Raw genomic sequence first — 16,401 nt, 5'->3', positions numbered from 1 at the left:
AGCACCTTACACTTTCTCCTGTATTTTCTTTCCTAAAATACCGGTAGGCTTTACGAGAAGGACGATGATCAATACTGCAAAAACAATAGCGTCCGCCATTTGAGAGGAAATATAAGCCTTTCCCAAAATCTCGATAATACCTAATAAAATACCGCCGATCATAGCGCCGGGAACGGAGCCGATTCCTCCGAATACTGCGGCAACAAACGCCTTAATACCGGGCATTGCCCCTGTATAGGGCGTCAGAGACGGATATGCGGAGCATAAGAGAACACCCGCTACAGCGGCTAACGCGGAGCCGATGGCGAAGGTAAGCGCTATCGTCTTGTTCACATTGATACCCATTAGAGATGCTGCGCCTTTATCTTCGGATACGGCTAACATCGCTTGTCCCGCTTTCGTCTTATTTATGAATAAGGTAAGCAAAATCATAACTACGATTCCTACCACAATGGTCACAATTGTTTCTCCTGAAATCACCATATTGCCATCCGCTAATTTCAGCGGGCTGATAGTAACTATAGAAGTAAAAGATTTAGTATTGGCTCCGAAAATGATCAATGCCAAGTTTTGGAGCAGGTAGCTGACGCCGATAGCTGTAATCAGAACAGCTAAGGGAGAAGCTGCATTACGAAGCGGTTTATACGCAACCCGTTCAATCGTTATACCGAATACGGTACAAACGATAATTGCAATTGCTAAGCCGAGAGCGGGCGGCAGGCTAAGGGTACTTACTATGGTAAATACGGTAAAAGCCCCCACCATAATTACATCGCCATGGGCAAAATTAAGCATCTTTGCAATGCCGTAAACCATCGTATAGCCAAGCGCAATAATCGCATATACACTGCCGAGACTGATGCCGTTGATTAAATAAGAAATAAAACTCATAAGAAACACCTCTTCGTATTTTTATACACCGTGAGATTAGATTATAACATTAATCGTCCATGCGCGCAAGGAAATGAAACAAAAACAAAGGGATACTAAAGCGCATTAGCTGCGCTTTATAGTATCCCTCTTTGGCTACTTCATTATTACATCGCTACGTATACGCCGTTTTCAATCTTAACAGCCTTGGGAGCCTTGTTCGGCTCGCCGGAAGCATCCCATGTCATGCCTACGCCGGTGAGACCGTCCAGAGTAATCTGAGTCATTGCCGTTTTCATAGCGTCGCATATTGCAGACGCATCCATATCGGGAGTGAGCCCTGCTTTTTCTGCCGCCGCCTTGATTGCATAAATTGCATCATAAGCATCTGCAGCGAACTGGTTCGGGGTATCCCCGAATTTTTCTTTGAAAGCTGCTACGAAATTCTGTGTCAGCTCATCCTCAGCATCTGCCGCAAAAGGTGTAAGGAGCATAACGCCCTCAGCCAGAGAAGTATCGAAGTTTTCAACATCGAGGATGCCGTCCAAGCCGTCGCAGCCGAAGAAAGTAGGTGCATAATTCATCGAGGCAGCCTGGGAAAGAATCAAGGATGCTTCTGTATAATATATGGGCAGGAATACAAGCTCTGCTCCGCTGTCCTTGGCTTTCTGAAGCTGTACGGAGAAATCAGTCTTGCTGTCCGCTGTGAAAGCTTCTGCGGAAACTATTTCAAAAGACTGACTTGCTGCTTCGGATACGAATTTCTGATAAATTCCAGAAGAATAAATATCGGAGCTGTCATAGATAACTGCAACCTTTGTCGCTACCGCATTCTCGCCGATATATTTAGCGGAAGCCATACCTTGGTTCGGGTCGGAGAAGCATACGCGGAACGCATTGTCATACTTGATCGCTTCTATTGAAGATCCGGAAGGAGTTAACTGGAACATATTGTCGGCTGAGGTCTTTTCAACGACAGCCACGCAGCATCCGCTGGTAACCGTTCCCATAAGTATCTGCATATTCCAGTCTTTCAGTGTATTATATGCATTTACAGATTTCTCGGGATCATTCTCATCGTCCTCGAACTTGAATTCTATCTGATAGCCGCCTATACCTCCGGCAGCATTTATTTCATCCACTGCGAGCTGAGCCGCATTCTGTACAGCCATACCGTATACGGCGGCTCCTCCTGTGGTGGGGCCAATTCCACCGATTTTAAATACACCGCCTGAGGCGCTCTCTTCCGTACTCTCAGCAGCTGTCGTATTCTCTTCTGCCGCTTCCGTACTCTCAGCAGCTGTCGTATCCGTATCCGTCGCAGCATCCGTACCTTCCGATGCCGTACTTCCACAACCGGCAAGCAAAGTCATAACCATAGCCGAAGCCATTGCAATACTCATAAACCTTTTCATATTTTTTCCTCCTCAAAAATATTTTTTGAATGTATACTAGTATACTATCATTTTCGAATAATCTTACTCTGAATAAAAATTTTTGTCAATGTTATTTTATACATTTTATGTAAATTAAACAAAATACGCGGAAAAGTTTGCATTAATATACATAAAAGAAAAGCGAATGGGGAAAATAAAACCGATACAAAAAAATTCTTGAATGGAGGTCTCATCATGAATAATAAAGTACTAGATTGCATCGCTTTGACTATTGTTATTATAGGAGCGATCAACTGGGGGCTCATCGGTTTTTTCAATTTCGATTTAGTTGCCCTTATATTCGGCAGTATGTCTTGGATATCAAGAATCATATATGCTTTGGTCGGAATCTGTGGTTTATATCTCATTACCTTTTATATGTATGTCGGAGGAACAAGGAGAGATTAAATCAGCAAAATTGCTTAGAAAAAACGGTGCTTCTTTTTGGGGAAGCACCGTTTTACATATGGAGCTTTATTTTTCAACTTCGATTATCTTCTGCATCCAGACCCCTTTTTTAACAAGAACAAAACCGATGATGCACTTGATAATGTCGACGAGCTGACAGATAAGATACAACGTTATGATATAGAGACCGGTATACCTTGTCAACACGAAAGCCAGGGGGATATTAACTACCCATACGTATACGCTGTCGAAAAAGAAAGTGATCCATGTTTTTCCTCCGGAGCGCAGGGTGAAATAGGTGGCATGCATAAAGGCGTATAAGGGCATGCACAAGGATGCGACAACGATAAAACGGGTAGCAAGCTGGCGTATTTCCGTCGTTGTATTGTATATCATAGGGAAAAATGGTGCAAAAAGGGACATGAGCAGACCGATTCCCACACAACTTACTACGGAGAAAAATATGAGTTTTCTGTCCGTATCCTTCGCTTCTTCCATCTTGCCGGCCCCCAGCAACTGTCCGACAATGATGCCTACAGAACTTCCCATGGCAATGAATACCACATTGAACACATTGGATATGGTAGAGGAAATATTAAATGCCGCTACCACGGAAAGCCCCCGTACCGAATAGCATTGAGTAAGCATCGCCTGGCCGCTGGCCCAGAGAATCTCGTTGACCATAAGAGGCGTTCCAAATACAGCAACTTTTCCTATAAGCTGTGCAGGTATATGGAAGCTTCGGTATGCACCCTTGATAAACTGGTACATTTCTCGGTGCTTATACGTCCAACCGGCAATGATTCCGAATTCCACAAAGCGTGCAATGGTGGTGGCGATTGCGGCGCCCTCCACTCCCAGAGCAGGCGCCCCGAATTTACCATAAATCAATATGTAATTCAAAATGAGATTGACAAACACTGCAGCAATACCTGCTTTCATCGGAATAACCGTTTCTCCTGTTTCGCGCAGAGTGGAAGCATATGCCTGAACGAAGGCGAAAGGCACTATTTCCAACATCATAATGCGCAAATACTGCTTCGCATATATTAGCGTGGCGTTAACGGCCCCGGAATCATTTGTCTCATGCAGATAGAGACCAATTAAGCGCTCACCGTAAAGTGAAAATACGGCAAGACCTATAACTGTTATTCCTAAACTGATCAGAATCTTTATGCGGAAGGTATCCCGCACCCCTTTATGATCGCCGCTTCCGAAAAATTGGGCCGTAAAAATACCTGCACCGGAGACGCCTCCGAAGATGCAGATATTGAATACGAATATGAGCTGATTGACTATTGCCACGCCGGACATTTGTTCCGTCCCTATTCGCCCGACCATAATATTGTCAAGCATACTGACAAAGTTTGTAATTCCGTTCTGAATCATAATAGGTATGGCGATTGCCAATACCATCATGTAAAACTTTTTATCTCCTATGAATCTTTTCATTGTTGTTCAATCCTTATTTATAATTCTCAGCTTTCCGTCACTTCTGATAAGCTTATCCGCTTTCCATCGCGCCAAATACGCTCTAAGTCGTAAAAAAGGCGGTTTTCCTTATCGAAAACATGCACGATGATGTCGCCGAAATCAAGCAGTACCCAGTTAGCGGTATCGTATCCTTCTATTTGCTTAAGGTTAAGTCCTGCTCTGCTAAGCTTTTCCTCTACGTTGTCGGAAAGAGCTTGTATCTGGCTTCTGTTTGTACCGCTCGCGATGATGAAATAATCGGCGATGATAGATACCTCACTGATATCGATGACGCGGATATCTTCCGCTTTTTTATCCTCTAACGCCTCGATGGCGAGTTTTGTCATTTTCTTGGATTCTTCTTTATTCATTCAGATTTCCTTCCTTTTTATTCATTTCTGCCCGATTTTTATAAAAGTCATAAGTCTTCTGTGTCATCGGGTCGATTTCTCCGTCAATGGTATTTAAATAAATGAGGGTATCTCCCAAAATACGAAGCAGCGCCTCGTCCAAATCGACAAATGCCAGCCTTCTGATTTCCGACAGATTAGGAGCTTGCTTTCTGCCCGGCTCGATATAATCGGATACATACACAATCTTTTCCAAAAGAGACATGTCAGGCCGTCCGGTAGTGTGGTTTAAAATGGCGTTTATCGTATCCGTATCGCGAATATTATATTTCTGCATAGCGATATAGCTTCCTACCTTCGCATGCAGCAAAAAAGGATTGTTCCTCTCGATATCGTTTACACTGATATTATGCTTTTCGCATATAGACAGTCTCTTTTCATTGCTTAAACATTTTGCACAGTCGTGAAGCATTCCAGCCGTCTGTGCCTTTATTATGTCGGCGTCGTAGCGCATAGCTAAGGCCGCCGCCGTATAGGCGACTCCTAAGGTGTGCTCGAAGCGCTTATCATCCAAGGTTCTTTCCATGGCTCTTCGAATTTTCTTTATATTGGAAGACTTAGATCGCATCCATTTCAACCTCCATTGTCTTAGGTGGATTTTCCTCTATTTTATTTATAGTATAAACGATTCTCATCCATGTAAGCAATCACTTTATCAGGAACCAGATAACGGACAGAGCGCTTTTCTTTCCTCCTGCAGCGAATATCGGTAGAGGAAATGGGAATTTCCTTCATTGGAAGAGGAAGGATGCAGGCGGCATATTTCTTCGTCAGGTACTCGATTTGCTCCGTAAGCTCCTGACGGCCCTTATCATCCCGTATTGCTGCAAGTATCGTGCAGCTTCCGAAAATGATCTGAGGTTCTCTCCAGTTTTCTATGTGAAACAGGCTGTCCGCTCCCACTATGAAATAAAACTCGGTATCCGGCTCCTCTTTCCGTAAAAGAAGGAGGGTTTCATAGGTGTAGGTATTCCCTTCCCTCTCCACCTCTATAGCAGACAACCTAAAGAAGGGGTTGTCCTCAATGGCAAGCCTTGTCATATCAAGGCGCATCCGCTTATCCGCTACATCCGTTTCTTCTTTCATATAAGAGCATCCGCTCGGTATAAAGAGTACTTCGTTAAGCCCGAGCTCTTCCTTTGCTGTTTCGGCAAGCAATAGATGGCCTATATGGATAGGATTGAAGGTGCCCCCCATAATTCCGGTTCTTTTTGTGCGGTTTTTCATAAAAACAGCATCTCCTTTCATACGTTAAGTCATGAAGGCAGAATAATTTTTTTGTGCTCTTTGCTTTCTTTATATAGTACTATTTTCTTGCCGATCACCTGGACCACTTGAGACTTGGTACGTTCTGCAAGAACCTCGGCAAGTGACTTCGGTTCATCCATGCAGTTTTTCAATACGGCAACCTTAATAAGCTCTCTCGTATTGAAGGCTTCCGCTACCGCCTCCGTTACCTCGGGCGACAAGCCGGACTTGCCGATTTGAAATATAGGGTCGATATTGCTCGCAAGGCTTTTCAAATAGCTTCTTTGTTTGCTTGTCATAATAAATTTCTCCTAATCTATTTGTAATAATCGAAGGAAAGTCCATACATGCGGACGGTATCGCCTTCTTTAATGCCAAGCGTTTCTAACTCTTCAAGAATTCCATTTTCCTTTAAGAAATTCTGGAAGAAGGTAAAACCTTTTTCGGATTCCAGGTTGGTATAACCTAACATTTTCTCGATACGGGGACCTTCTACTACATATTCATCCGCATCCTCATCATAAACCACCGTATATGGGTCGTTTCCGGAAGTCGTCTGGAACTCGGGGAAATATTCCTGCTCGAAAACCACAGGCTTATCGTCCATTTGAGTGAGGAGATTATTCACATAGTATAAGAGTTCTCTTACACCTTCTCCGCTTATGGCGGAAATAGGAAATACCTTTATACCCTTGGGCTCGAATTCATTCTTAATCTTATCTAAGGCATCCTCATCGTAAAGCATATCTATTTTGTTAGCGGCGATGACCTGCGGACGCTTGGCGATTTCAGGATTGTAGGCGTCCAATTCCTTGTCGATAGCATAAATATCGGCTACCGGATCTCTGCCCTCGGTAGATGCGGCATCAACGATATGAATAATAAGTTTGGTTCTCTCGATGTGACGGAGAAATTCATGCCCCAACCCTATTCCCTCGGAGGCTCCTTCTATGAGTCCCGGAATATCGGCGATGACAAAGCCCTTCGCATCCTCAAGATCCACGACACCCAGATTGGGATTTAACGTAGTAAAATGATAGTTGGCAATCTTCGGCCGGGCATTTGTCACTCTCGCTAAAAAGGTGGATTTTCCTACGTTGGGAAATCCTACAAGCCCCACATCTGCAATGACCTTCAGCTCTAACTGCAGTTCTAATTCCAAAGCAGCCTGTCCAGGCTGCGCATACTTAGGAACCTGCATCGTGCTGGTAGCATAATGCTGATTTCCGTTTCCGCCCCGTCCCCCTTTTAATAGGACGATACGTCTATTGTCTCCAGACATATCCGTGATGACTTTTCCGCTCTGGGCTTCCTTGATGACAGTGCCGTGAGGAATCTTAATGATGATATCCTGTCCATTTTTGCCGCGGCAGTTTTTCTTTCCGCCTTCTTCGCCGTTTTCGGCGCTGTATTTGCGAATGTGCCTGAAATCGGTAAGGGTATTAAGACCTTCATCCACCTCGAAGATTACACTTCCGCCGTCTCCGCCGTCTCCGCCGTCCGGCCCTCCGTTAGGAACATATTTTTCTCTTCGAAAGGAAACGTGTCCATCTCCGCCCTTTCCGCTCTTTATATATATTTTTGCTCTATCTGCAAACATTGTATTCCACCTCTGAATGATAAAACAGGCTTCAAACACTCAATATGTTTGAAGCCCGATTCGTTCGTTATTTTTCGACAGGATATACGGAAGCTTGTTTTTTATCTCTTCCTTTTCTTTCAAATCTAAGTACACCGTCCACTAATGCGAATAATGTGTCATCTCCGCCTCTACCTACGTTTACGCCGGGATGAATCTTAGTTCCGCGCTGTCTGTACAGAATATTTCCTGCTTTTACGAATTGTCCGTCAGCTCTTTTCGCACCAAGTCTTTTGGATTCGGAATCTCTACCGTTCTTGGTAGAACCAACACCCTTTTTGTGAGCGAAAAATTGAAGGTTCATATTTAACATGGTTTTACACCTCCTTGAATTTAAGTGATACATACTTTTTGCCATACCGTTTTTCAACGTCCGACAGTCCAAGTATCATGGAATCCATAAGGAGCTTTCCTTTTTCGGACAAACCTCCCTTAAAAAGGCAGTCGATATAGCCTGACTCTTCATCGGAAGAAACATCCATATCCTCCTTAGCCAGCTCTTCCATCGAATTGATGGTATTGATGACCAGCATGGATACAGCAGCACATACAATGTCTTTGCCGTTTCTTGCGAAGTCAGAATGTCCCTTGCAGGTAAATCCCTTATATTCTCCATTTACGTTTTTTTTAACAATAACCGTTGTCATAAAGCATTACGCGTTAATTTTATCGATCTTAACCTGAGTGTATGCTTGTCTATGACCATTTTTCTTATGATAACCGGTTTTTCTCTTATACTTGTAAACGATAACTTTCTTTCCTCTTCCCTGCTCCATTACTGTTGCAGTTACGGTGGAATTAGCTACGTCACCGGCAACCTTAAGCCCATTATCGCTGATAGCGACAACCTGATCAAATGTTACAGCACTTCCCGGCTCCATATCGAGTTTCTCAACTCTGATTACGTCACCTTCGGAAACCTTATACTGTTTTCCACCTGTGGCAATAATTGCGTACATATTGCACCTCCTAATAATTTACTCGCTAGGGTCGGCGGCCTCCTCAAAAAAGGACACACTTTGAGCCTATCTATGCGGCATACTTCGTTAGTTTATCATTCCATTTTCCTGATGTCAAGACATTTTAAAAATATCAATCATTTTTAAAATGTCAGAAATTTGAAAAATCTAGCACTTTAGTGAAAAAGTAGGCAATAACCTGTGCTCTGGAGCTGAATTCCTCTGTTTTCATAAGTTGTTCTACCTCCGCCTTCGTATAAAAGCCCGCTTCGATCATTTCGTTATCCGAGCTGTGATCCTCGAACCTGCCTTGCGCTTCCACGAATACGATGTGCGTCTTCATATCCGAAATGGCTACGGCAGCGTAGGAGGCAGGAAGAATATTGATAATTCGCTTTACGCCAAGTCCGGTTTCCTCAAACAGTTCTCTGGCGATGCACTCCTCTACAGTTTCTCCGTCCTCCAGCATTCCGGCACAGAGATTATAAATGCTCTTGTTGATACCCATGCGGAATTCCTTCAATAAAAGAAGCTTTCCTTCCTTTACGGCAACGATGGACAATCCGCTCACGTTGCTGCCTATGTCCTCCACACTGCCTAATTCCTTGCGGCTGACTATTTCGTATTTTTTCTCGCGACCGGCCTTGTTGAGATAGGTAAGCTCATAATTTTTTAAATATTTACCGTCTTTTACTTTTTCCATTTTAATGATTTTCATGTATTATCTTCCTCTTAATACCGAACTTGCTGCAGTTTCGGTCCTGATTTAAAGCTGTGAAAGCTGTTCCTTCAAAGGTTTGTTTATTTTCATACGGGTGATTTCCACCAGCCCAAGAACGGTCATATCCACTAGACTGGTCTTCACCGGGTCTTTTTTTAGCAAATCGCCGAAATGTGCCATTAGCCTGTCGCTATGTTCCCGCTTTCGCATATTGATAAAGTCGACTACGACGATGCCCGATATGTTTCGAAGGGTGAGTTGAAATGCTATTTCCCCGGCAGCTTCCATGTTAATGCGAAAAAAGGTTTCTTCATCCTCTTTTTTCGTGCTCACTTTTCCGGTATTTACGTCGATTACCGTCAGGGCTTCGGTAGGCTCGATGATAAGGTAACCGCCGGATTTAAGCCATACTTTCCTATCCAGTGCCTCCTTTAAACGAGTGTCCACGGAGTACAGCTTGTGAAGGGGGAGAAGTTCGTCCTTATATAGCCTTGCTCCACATATACGAAAGGCCGGATGCAGACGGGAATATTCTGTCACCTCTTCATAAATGTCCTTATCATCCGTTACGATTTCTTCGTATTGCCCTGCATAGGTATCCCGAAGCCGAAGGAGGTAATCCGAAGGCTTTTTATAAAGCAGGGAATAGCTTGTTCTATGAATGGACATTTCCGCCAGCTCCTTAAGCTGCGCTGTTAAGTCCTTCCATTCCTCCAGCAGGGGAGAATAATCCTCAAGCTCTTTAGCGTTCGTGCGGACAACAGTTCCGATACCTTTTGGAAGCAATGCAAACTCTTCTTTCAGAGCCTCTCCGATTCTCGCTTTAGCCTTAGCCGACAGCTTGGAGGAATATGCGATTCCCGGCTTTCCCATGGATACGACGCAGTATTTTCCGCTTAAGGAAAGGGCGCATGTGGCGACAGGCTGTTTTGTCTTCACCGCATCCTTGTTTATCTGCACCACAATATCATCTCCGGCAAGAATCCTCCCATCGTAACGCCTATTGGTAAGGATGGGGCTTTTTGCTTCGTTCAGGGCGAGAAAACAGGGTAAGCCCGGCTCTGATTCCACAAAGGCCGCATTGATATTGGCGGATATGTTTTTCACCTTTGCCACATATATATTGCCTACAAAACTGCCCTCTTCTTTCTCGGCATTCACAGAAAGCAGACGATTGCCATGAAAAAGCAGAGATATTATTTGATTGTTTCTTTTTATTATGACATATTTCTTATCATTCATTAAAATTCTTTACCTACCGTGTCCAATGGGATAAATGCCGGACAATCTTCCGTTCCTGTATTTGTAAAGGTATCCTCCCTCGTTATTTCCAGTGAGAAATCGGAAAGCGTATCGCCGTTTTCCGTTAAAAAGGCTTCGATGACCAGACCGGGCTTGATATTGCCCGAGCTGCTGGCGTCCACCATCATACGTATGGCTCCTCGGCCGTTTTTGTCTTTAACAGCTTCCAAGGCATAGATAGATGGCTTGATATCCATTTCTATTTCACTCTTTTTCGTTTTCTTTGTAACCGGGATGGATGTTCTGGAATAAAATACTTCCACCTGCTCTTCCCAATCGAAATCGGGCTCATACCCCTCTCTGAATCTCACGATATATTCCGCAGCAGCAACGCTGGCCATGGCGTTCATGGCGTCGTCGGGCAGCTTAGTGACGCTTATGATTTCCATTCCGGGGACCATGGCTTTATTCAGGCTGTCCTTAAGCTCCCCGGAAGAGGCAGAGGAAACTACTTCAATATCCATATATTCCCCATTGCTTGTCAAGCCTACTCCTAAGGGAGCCGCAAAGGACATGATTTGATGAGGGCTGAAGCCACCCGAATATGCAACATCAATGCCCGCGCGGCGGATAGCCTTCTGGAAATACCTCATCACGTCCAAATGGCCGATAAAACGCATGACGCCGGATTTGGCGAATTTAATTCTTACTTTCATAGCACACACCTCCTCCGAATACGGCAGCACCGCATCCGAGACACTGCATCCGGCAGTTGGGCGATATCGTTTCCTCCACCGCCTTGTCCCATTCTCTTTTCAGAAAGCTTTTGGTTACGCCGCAGTCGATGAAATCCCAAGGAAATACTTCATCGAAGGAACGTTCCCTCGTAGTATAAAAATCAATGTTTATACCACACTCCTTAAAGGTCTCCATCCACACGTCATTATGGAAATATTCGCTCCACGAATCAAAGAGGCAGCCTTTTTCGTAAGCCCTGCGGATGACGGCAGCAATTTTTCTGTCTCCTCTGGCAAAAACCCCCTCCATAACGCTTACATCCGCTTCGTGCCAGTTATATTTGATGCTCTTTTGATTGAGCTGTTCCCTGATGGAACTGCGGGTAAGATAAGCCTTTTCAATGAACTCCTCCTTAGTACACATCCTCGCCCACTGAAAGGGGGTAAAGGGCTTGGGGATAAAAAAGGAGGTGCTGGTAACGATCTGCACCCTGCCATTTTTTCGCTCCTCTTTGGGAACTATTTCGAAAAATGTGGCGGCTATTTTGTTGGATAGATCGGCAATGCCTCTTATATCTTCCTCTGTTTCCGTAGGAAGTCCAAGCATGAAATAAAGCTTTACTCTTGTCCAGCCTCCCTCGAAGGCCAAAGCTGATCCTTTCAGAATGACTTCCTCGGTCAACCCCTTGTTGATAACGTCTCTAAGCCTTTGACTTCCTGCTTCAGGGGCAAAAGTCAGGCTGCTCTTTCTTATATCCTGAACCTTACTCATCACATCCAGAGAAAAAGCGTCGATGCGAAGGGACGGCAGGGAAATGTTGATATATTTTTTTCCGCACTCCTCGATGAGGAAATCGATCAGCTCGGGAAGCTTGGAATAATCGCTGGAGCTTAGAGAGCTTAATGAAATTTCTTCATGTCCGGTATTTTTTAACATTTCTACCGCGTAGCCCTTCAGCACGTCCACATCGCGTTCCCGCACCGGACGGTAAAGTTGTCCTGCCTGACAGAATCGGCATCCCCTGATACATCCCCGTTGGATTTCTAAGACCACCCTGTCCTGGGTCGCCTTAATAAAAGGAACTACGGGTTTCATCGGATAAAAGGTATCGGAAACCGCCATTTCGATTTCCTTCTTCACGGTTTCGGGTATTCCTTCCTCCGTTGGTTTCATTTCAAGAATCGTACCATCCTCTTTATAATCGACTTCATAGAACATCGGCACATAAATACCGGAAAGCCTGGCCGCCCTTCTCAAGAATTCTATACGGCTTTCGCCCTTCTCTCTGGAATCTTTATATAAATCTATGAGTTCCCGGTACCTGGTCTCCCCTTCACCGATATAAAACATGTCGAAAAACTCAGCAATCGGTTCGGGATTATAGGTGCAGGGTCCTCCTCCTATTACGATGGGATGGTCTAAGGTCCTGTCCTTTGCTGAAAGGGGGATCTGGGATAGGTCGAGGATCTGCAAAATATTCGTATAGCACATCTCATACTGAATAGTGATTCCGAGAAAATCCATATTTTTTACCGGTTCCTGAGATTCCAACGCAAAAAGAGGGATATGTTCCTCCCTCATAATTTTATCCAAATCGACCCATGGGGAATAAACCCTTTCACACCATACGTCCTCAAAGCTGTTCAACATATCGTACAAAATCTGGATTCCCAAATGCGACATGCCGATTTCATATATATCCGGAAAGCACATCGCCATACGGACGGATACCGTATTCTTATCTTTTACCACCGCATTTACTTCGTTGCCGATATAGCGGGCCGGCTTCTCCACCTGCAGCAGTATTTCATCTTTTAACGCAAGCTTGCTCATAATACTCCTATCTCTTTATGAGTGTCCTTTACTCATTATGAGTGTTCTCTACTCATTGATATTATTTCACATCATTAAATAGAGTATAAGGGAAATTATGTTCAAAATCAAATACTACTTCATCCAGCCCCGTATCGAAATCCTTATTTATCTCTTCCTTCATCTGATTTGTACTAATGCCTGCGATGTTCCCTTCCTCGGCGTCTAGGAATAAAAAGCCCGCAAAAAGCAAGACGGCGATAACCAGCCGCAGTCTGAAGGAGGAAAAGGAAGTGTGGACCGCATTCTCCCTGCCATTTTCCAAAGCCTGAAGCTCATAATCCTTATTATCCTTATAATCGCCGTAATACCCTTTGGCATACAGCGGCAGTTCCTCCTGCTCATATTTCATATCCGTTCCGTACAGCATCCTTTCCCTACTCCTCATCCTCATTCTATTATCCTTGCTTTCTGTGCGTATCATCTGGACTAATTGTAGTTTTTGATCGCTAGAAATATTACCCATGCAGCTTCGTCCTAACCAGTTACTTAACAAAGACTATGCAGAAAAAAAACGAATTATTCTTATTCGTATAAATCCGACAAAGGCTTAAAGGTATACCCCATCGCCTCCCACTTCGTCAGAAGCTCATCCAGAATCTCCCCGTTCGTCTGTGAAGTGCTATGCATCAGAACGATAGCCCCCGGATGGATTCGCCCTACCAGTTTTGAAAAAGCTTCTTCCTTCGTGGGCTGCTTATCCTGATACCAGTCTACATAGGCCAGACTCCAGAAAAAAGTCTTATACCCCAGTTCCTTCGCCATCTTTAAATTTTCAACGCTATACTTTCCCTGCGGTGGCCTGTAATACATACTAAGCTCTTTCCCGGTTATCTGCTGAAACAAATCAGCAACCCCATCCATTTCCTTCCGAAAGGAATCCATATCCGAGATCTTAGACATATCCAGATGATGATAAGTATGATTCCCGACGCAATGCCCCTCGGTTACCATTCGCTTCACCAGTTCGGGAGCTGACTCCAAATAGTGGCCTACGATAAAAAAAGTAGCCGGTGCGTTATGTTTTTTCAACGCATCCAGAATAGGTGCAGTATTCCCGTTTTCATACCCGGCGTCAAAAGTAAGATAAATAACCTTTTCCCCCTTATCTCCTACGAAGTATGTATCATACTTCTTCAATTCCTCCGCGGAAGCTATTCCTGTAGGCTGTGTCTCGTCCCCATATCCGCCAAGTCCCCAGTTCTCACATTCTGCAAAACCTGTCGAGGCCGGTATTACCTTCTCCTTCACATAACCGAGCGCTCTTCCGATAAAAAACATTGAAATTAAAAATAGCAGCGCTAAGATTACCTTCTTATGAACCAATTGTTTAAGCCGCATATATTTTTCCCCAAAAATCTTTGTAACAATATATGGAATATTCACTTCATTTATGAGCCTGAAATATCTTCTTAAATCATCTGTCGGTTAAACAAAATATTCTTTGATATTTTCTCCTTTCTATAGTAAAATAAATTCAAATCATACAGCAATACCATGATCGTTTTTAATTATTAAATATAGAAAGAAATACGAAGAAATAACAAAGGAGAGATGTATTATGAAAGGTACTGTAGTTTCTACATGGATGGAATCCTGCCGCAAACTCTTTGGCGATCAAGTTGTTAACAGCGCATTAGAGCACTACCACTTATCCTCCGACCATATTTTTACTCCCATCGAAGACGTTGCCGATGATGTTGCTCTTGGGCTCGTAGACACGATTGGCAACAGTGTTGGGAAAAATCATCAGGAAATATGGGGTCTTATGGGTGAGGAAAATATTAAGACGTTCAGCCGCATTTATCCCGGCTTCTTCCGGCACGAAGGCGCTTATCAGTTTTTAAAATCCATGAATGACGTACATATTATCGTTATGCGCCGCTTTAAGGGCGCTGTTCCTCCTATTTTGGATCTGCAGCCTGTCTCTTCCAGAGAAACTCTTTTCATATATCGCTCCAAGCGTGGAATGGGCGACTATCTGGTAGGTTTGTTAAAAGGCGTTTCCAACTACTTCAAGGAAGATATTAAGACAGAGATTCTAAACAAGTCTGCTGACGAGATTCATTTGAAGCTGACCTTCGAAAAGGAAATACAGTATACAAAGAATTTCCGCTTTAATCAGATACTCTCCCTCGGTTTTTTGAAACGAAGCTCTCAAAAGCTTGCTTTACTCAACACGATTTTAATTGGTGCTGTCGGCTTCGTGCTCTTTGGAGACCCGGCAAAGTCTGCAATACTTGCAGTTTCCACCTGTGTAATCTGTCTGATTTCTTCTTATATTACCGGCAGACCTGCAAGGCTGATTGCATCGGAGCTTCATAACTTGGCTGACAGAACATTTTCGGAAAACGTAGAGCTCCATTCTATGGATGAGAACGAAAAGCTCATGGAAATTATTAACGACTTAAAGGCTGTGGTTCAGAAGGATTTTATCGAATTCAACGCTATCGTGGACGAGATGTACACCTTCAATAACTCGCTTTCCGGCATCGCTTCCACCATGCAGTCCACCTCCAATGATATTACCGATGTTCTGGATGAGGTTGCCGTAGCGGCGACGACGCAGGCAGAGGATACGGAGAACGTTGTTTCCGTATTGAACGAAAGCATCGGCAACATTACTCGTATCTCCGACGAAAGCCAGAAGAATAAATCTGAAATCGAAAATGCGGTGAACAGCATCGAAAACAGTTTCCTTAACGTAAAAAATACTGCGGAACAAATCAATCAGGTATTGGATAAATTTGGTAAGATAAAGGATAACAGCAATGAACTCCAAAATAACGCTGCTAACATTACGGAAATCGTATCTATTGTTTCCGGTATCGCGAAGCAGATTAATCTTCTCGCTTTGAACGCTTCTATCGAAGCAGCCAGAGCCGGAGAAGCCGGAAGAGGATTCACCGTTGTTGCCGAGGAGGTCCGCAAGCTTTCTGAAGAAACCAACAGCGCGGTGGAGGAAATCAACAATAATCTTACCAACTTTGTTTCCAGCGTAGGTGAAGTGGTTGTGGGCATCGATACCCAGTATGCCATTCTGGAGACAGAGAACACCTCCCTTATGGAAGCGGTGGCCACCTCCAATCATTCCAATGACAACTTAAAAGGAGTTTCAGGTCTTATGATTGAGACATCTCTCGATCTAAAAAAAGAGGCGGATCATATTTCTTCCCTGTTCGAAAGCATTCAGAATCTTGCAGCCATTGCCGAGGAGAATTCTGCTTCTACGGAAGAGGCAAGCTCTAATGTAGCTATATATGTGGATCAGATCAACGAGCTGACCAGACAGATTTCTGTCTTCGATTCCATGATCAAGGCATTCCAAGAAAATTTGAAGAAGTATAAAATATAAGAAAAGTTTATCTATAAAAGATTACCCTTA

General features: G+C 43.9%; 19 protein-coding genes. 2 read left to right on the top strand and 17 right to left on the bottom strand.

Annotated elements, in window-relative coordinates:
* Positions 1 to 6: 6 nt before the first annotated feature.
* Both V6984_RS11625 and V6984_RS11620 read right to left on the bottom strand, forming a co-directional pair.
* Complete coding sequence (locus V6984_RS11625; RefSeq protein ID WP_342755801.1) at positions 7 to 891, bottom strand: branched-chain amino acid ABC transporter permease; 885 nt, start codon at positions 889 to 891, stop codon at positions 7 to 9.
* 146 nt (positions 892 to 1,037) lie between these two features.
* Entirely contained in the window at positions 1,038 to 2,285 is a 1,248-nt protein-coding gene (locus V6984_RS11620) for an ABC transporter substrate-binding protein (RefSeq protein WP_342755800.1), read from the bottom strand.
* A 216-nt stretch (positions 2,286 to 2,501) separates the two neighbouring features.
* Here V6984_RS11620 and V6984_RS11615 point away from each other — a divergent pair, with 216 nt between their 5' ends.
* Positions 2,502 to 2,714, top strand: a complete 213-nt coding sequence (locus V6984_RS11615) for a DUF378 domain-containing protein (protein WP_031390030.1) — start codon at positions 2,502 to 2,504, stop codon at positions 2,712 to 2,714.
* Positions 2,715 to 2,780: 66 nt separating this feature from the next.
* Here V6984_RS11615 and V6984_RS11610 read toward each other — a convergent pair whose 3' ends face one another.
* From V6984_RS11610 to V6984_RS11540, 15 genes are all read right to left on the bottom strand, one after another.
* Positions 2,781 to 4,166 (bottom strand): MATE family efflux transporter, encoded by a 1,386-nt coding sequence (locus tag V6984_RS11610; RefSeq protein WP_342755799.1) that lies wholly within the window; start codon positions 4,164 to 4,166, stop codon positions 2,781 to 2,783.
* A 26-nt stretch (positions 4,167 to 4,192) separates the two neighbouring features.
* Positions 4,193 to 4,558, bottom strand: coding sequence for a ribosome silencing factor (rsfS, locus tag V6984_RS11605; protein ID WP_342755798.1), 366 nt, complete (start codon positions 4,556 to 4,558; stop codon positions 4,193 to 4,195).
* Positions 4,551 to 5,165, bottom strand: a complete 615-nt coding sequence (gene yqeK, locus V6984_RS11600; RefSeq protein WP_342755797.1) for a bis(5'-nucleosyl)-tetraphosphatase (symmetrical) YqeK — start codon at positions 5,163 to 5,165, stop codon at positions 4,551 to 4,553. Before yqeK ends, rsfS begins: the two co-directional genes overlap by 8 nt.
* A 41-nt stretch (positions 5,166 to 5,206) precedes the next feature.
* A complete protein-coding gene (nadD, locus tag V6984_RS11595; protein WP_342755796.1) occupies positions 5,207 to 5,824 on the bottom strand; it encodes a nicotinate-nucleotide adenylyltransferase in 618 nt (205 codons plus the stop codon).
* Between the two features lie 29 nt (positions 5,825 to 5,853).
* Entirely contained in the window at positions 5,854 to 6,144 is a 291-nt protein-coding gene (gene yhbY / locus V6984_RS11590) for a ribosome assembly RNA-binding protein YhbY (protein WP_342755795.1), read from the bottom strand.
* A 17-nt stretch (positions 6,145 to 6,161) separates the two neighbouring features.
* The gene (gene obgE / locus V6984_RS11585) at positions 6,162 to 7,445 is read right to left on the bottom strand and encodes a GTPase ObgE (RefSeq protein ID WP_342755794.1); all 1,284 of its coding nucleotides are present in this window, start codon (positions 7,443 to 7,445) and stop codon (positions 6,162 to 6,164) included.
* A gap of 67 nt (positions 7,446 to 7,512) precedes the next feature.
* The gene (rpmA, locus tag V6984_RS11580; RefSeq protein WP_031390037.1) at positions 7,513 to 7,797 is read right to left on the bottom strand and encodes a 50S ribosomal protein L27; all 285 of its coding nucleotides are present in this window, start codon (positions 7,795 to 7,797) and stop codon (positions 7,513 to 7,515) included.
* 4 nt (positions 7,798 to 7,801) lie between these two features.
* Entirely contained in the window at positions 7,802 to 8,131 is a 330-nt protein-coding gene (locus V6984_RS11575; protein ID WP_342755793.1) for a ribosomal-processing cysteine protease Prp, read from the bottom strand.
* Positions 8,132 to 8,137: 6 nt separating this feature from the next.
* Positions 8,138 to 8,443, bottom strand: coding sequence for a 50S ribosomal protein L21 (gene rplU, locus V6984_RS11570; protein WP_342755792.1), 306 nt, complete (start codon positions 8,441 to 8,443; stop codon positions 8,138 to 8,140).
* Positions 8,444 to 8,594: 151 nt separating this feature from the next.
* Positions 8,595 to 9,161 carry an NUDIX hydrolase gene (locus tag V6984_RS11565; protein ID WP_342755791.1) on the bottom strand — a complete coding sequence of 189 codons (567 nt, stop codon included), beginning with the start codon at positions 9,159 to 9,161 and terminating at the stop codon, positions 8,595 to 8,597.
* 48 nt (positions 9,162 to 9,209) lie between these two features.
* A complete protein-coding gene (locus V6984_RS11560) occupies positions 9,210 to 10,406 on the bottom strand; it encodes a ribonuclease E/G (RefSeq protein WP_342755790.1) in 1,197 nt (398 codons plus the stop codon).
* Positions 10,406 to 11,122: a TIGR03936 family radical SAM-associated protein gene (locus tag V6984_RS11555; RefSeq protein ID WP_342755789.1), complete on the bottom strand. Its 717-nt coding sequence runs from the start codon at positions 11,120 to 11,122 to the stop codon at positions 10,406 to 10,408. Before V6984_RS11555 ends, V6984_RS11560 begins: the two co-directional genes overlap by 1 nt.
* Positions 11,106 to 12,977 carry a TIGR03960 family B12-binding radical SAM protein gene (locus tag V6984_RS11550; RefSeq protein ID WP_342755788.1) on the bottom strand — a complete coding sequence of 624 codons (1,872 nt, stop codon included), beginning with the start codon at positions 12,975 to 12,977 and terminating at the stop codon, positions 11,106 to 11,108. The genes V6984_RS11555 and V6984_RS11550 overlap by 17 nt, the downstream gene beginning before the upstream one ends.
* Positions 12,978 to 13,038: 61 nt before the next feature.
* A complete protein-coding gene (locus V6984_RS11545; RefSeq protein ID WP_342755787.1) occupies positions 13,039 to 13,386 on the bottom strand; it encodes a hypothetical protein in 348 nt (115 codons plus the stop codon).
* Between the two features lie 155 nt (positions 13,387 to 13,541).
* Positions 13,542 to 14,357, bottom strand: a complete 816-nt coding sequence (locus V6984_RS11540; RefSeq protein WP_342755786.1) for a polysaccharide deacetylase family protein — start codon at positions 14,355 to 14,357, stop codon at positions 13,542 to 13,544.
* A 220-nt stretch (positions 14,358 to 14,577) separates the two neighbouring features.
* On the opposite strand from V6984_RS11540, the gene V6984_RS11535 reads away from it, so the two are divergent.
* Positions 14,578 to 16,371 (top strand): heme NO-binding domain-containing protein, encoded by a 1,794-nt coding sequence (locus tag V6984_RS11535; RefSeq protein WP_342755785.1) that lies wholly within the window; start codon positions 14,578 to 14,580, stop codon positions 16,369 to 16,371.
* Positions 16,372 to 16,401 lie beyond the last annotated feature (30 nt).

Source organism: Kineothrix sp. IPX-CK, assembly GCF_039134705.1.
Taxonomy (GTDB): domain Bacteria; phylum Bacillota; class Clostridia; order Lachnospirales; family Lachnospiraceae; genus Kineothrix; species Kineothrix sedimenti.
Note: the sequence above shows the minus strand (reverse complement) of the source record. Positions and strands in the feature narration are given on the sequence as shown.

Coding starts and splice junctions, on each gene's coding strand:
- V6984_RS11625 (WP_342755801.1), bottom strand. CDS start 891: ATGAGTTTTATTTCTTATTTAATCAACGGCATCAGTCTCGGCAGTGTA.
- V6984_RS11540 (WP_342755786.1), bottom strand. CDS start 14,357: ATGCGGCTTAAACAATTGGTTCATAAGAAGGTAATCTTAGCGCTGCTA.
- V6984_RS11555 (WP_342755789.1), bottom strand. CDS start 11,122: ATGAAAGTAAGAATTAAATTCGCCAAATCCGGCGTCATGCGTTTTATC.
- nadD (WP_342755796.1), bottom strand. CDS start 5,824: ATGAAAAACCGCACAAAAAGAACCGGAATTATGGGGGGCACCTTCAAT.
- V6984_RS11615 (WP_031390030.1), top strand. CDS start 2,502: ATGAATAATAAAGTACTAGATTGCATCGCTTTGACTATTGTTATTATA.
- V6984_RS11610 (WP_342755799.1), bottom strand. CDS start 4,166: ATGAAAAGATTCATAGGAGATAAAAAGTTTTACATGATGGTATTGGCA.
- V6984_RS11575 (WP_342755793.1), bottom strand. CDS start 8,131: ATGACAACGGTTATTGTTAAAAAAAACGTAAATGGAGAATATAAGGGA.
- rpmA (WP_031390037.1), bottom strand. CDS start 7,797: ATGTTAAATATGAACCTTCAATTTTTCGCTCACAAAAAGGGTGTTGGT.
- rsfS (WP_342755798.1), bottom strand. CDS start 4,558: ATGAATAAAGAAGAATCCAAGAAAATGACAAAACTCGCCATCGAGGCG.
- V6984_RS11560 (WP_342755790.1), bottom strand. CDS start 10,406: ATGAATGATAAGAAATATGTCATAATAAAAAGAAACAATCAAATAATA.
- V6984_RS11550 (WP_342755788.1), bottom strand. CDS start 12,977: ATGAGCAAGCTTGCGTTAAAAGATGAAATACTGCTGCAGGTGGAGAAG.
- yhbY (WP_342755795.1), bottom strand. CDS start 6,144: ATGACAAGCAAACAAAGAAGCTATTTGAAAAGCCTTGCGAGCAATATC.
- obgE (WP_342755794.1), bottom strand. CDS start 7,445: ATGTTTGCAGATAGAGCAAAAATATATATAAAGAGCGGAAAGGGCGGA.
- V6984_RS11565 (WP_342755791.1), bottom strand. CDS start 9,161: ATGAAAATCATTAAAATGGAAAAAGTAAAAGACGGTAAATATTTAAAA.
- yqeK (WP_342755797.1), bottom strand. CDS start 5,165: ATGCGATCTAAGTCTTCCAATATAAAGAAAATTCGAAGAGCCATGGAA.
- V6984_RS11545 (WP_342755787.1), bottom strand. CDS start 13,386: ATGCTGTACGGAACGGATATGAAATATGAGCAGGAGGAACTGCCGCTG.
- rplU (WP_342755792.1), bottom strand. CDS start 8,443: ATGTACGCAATTATTGCCACAGGTGGAAAACAGTATAAGGTTTCCGAA.
- V6984_RS11620 (WP_342755800.1), bottom strand. CDS start 2,285: ATGAAAAGGTTTATGAGTATTGCAATGGCTTCGGCTATGGTTATGACT.
- V6984_RS11535 (WP_342755785.1), top strand. CDS start 14,578: ATGAAAGGTACTGTAGTTTCTACATGGATGGAATCCTGCCGCAAACTC.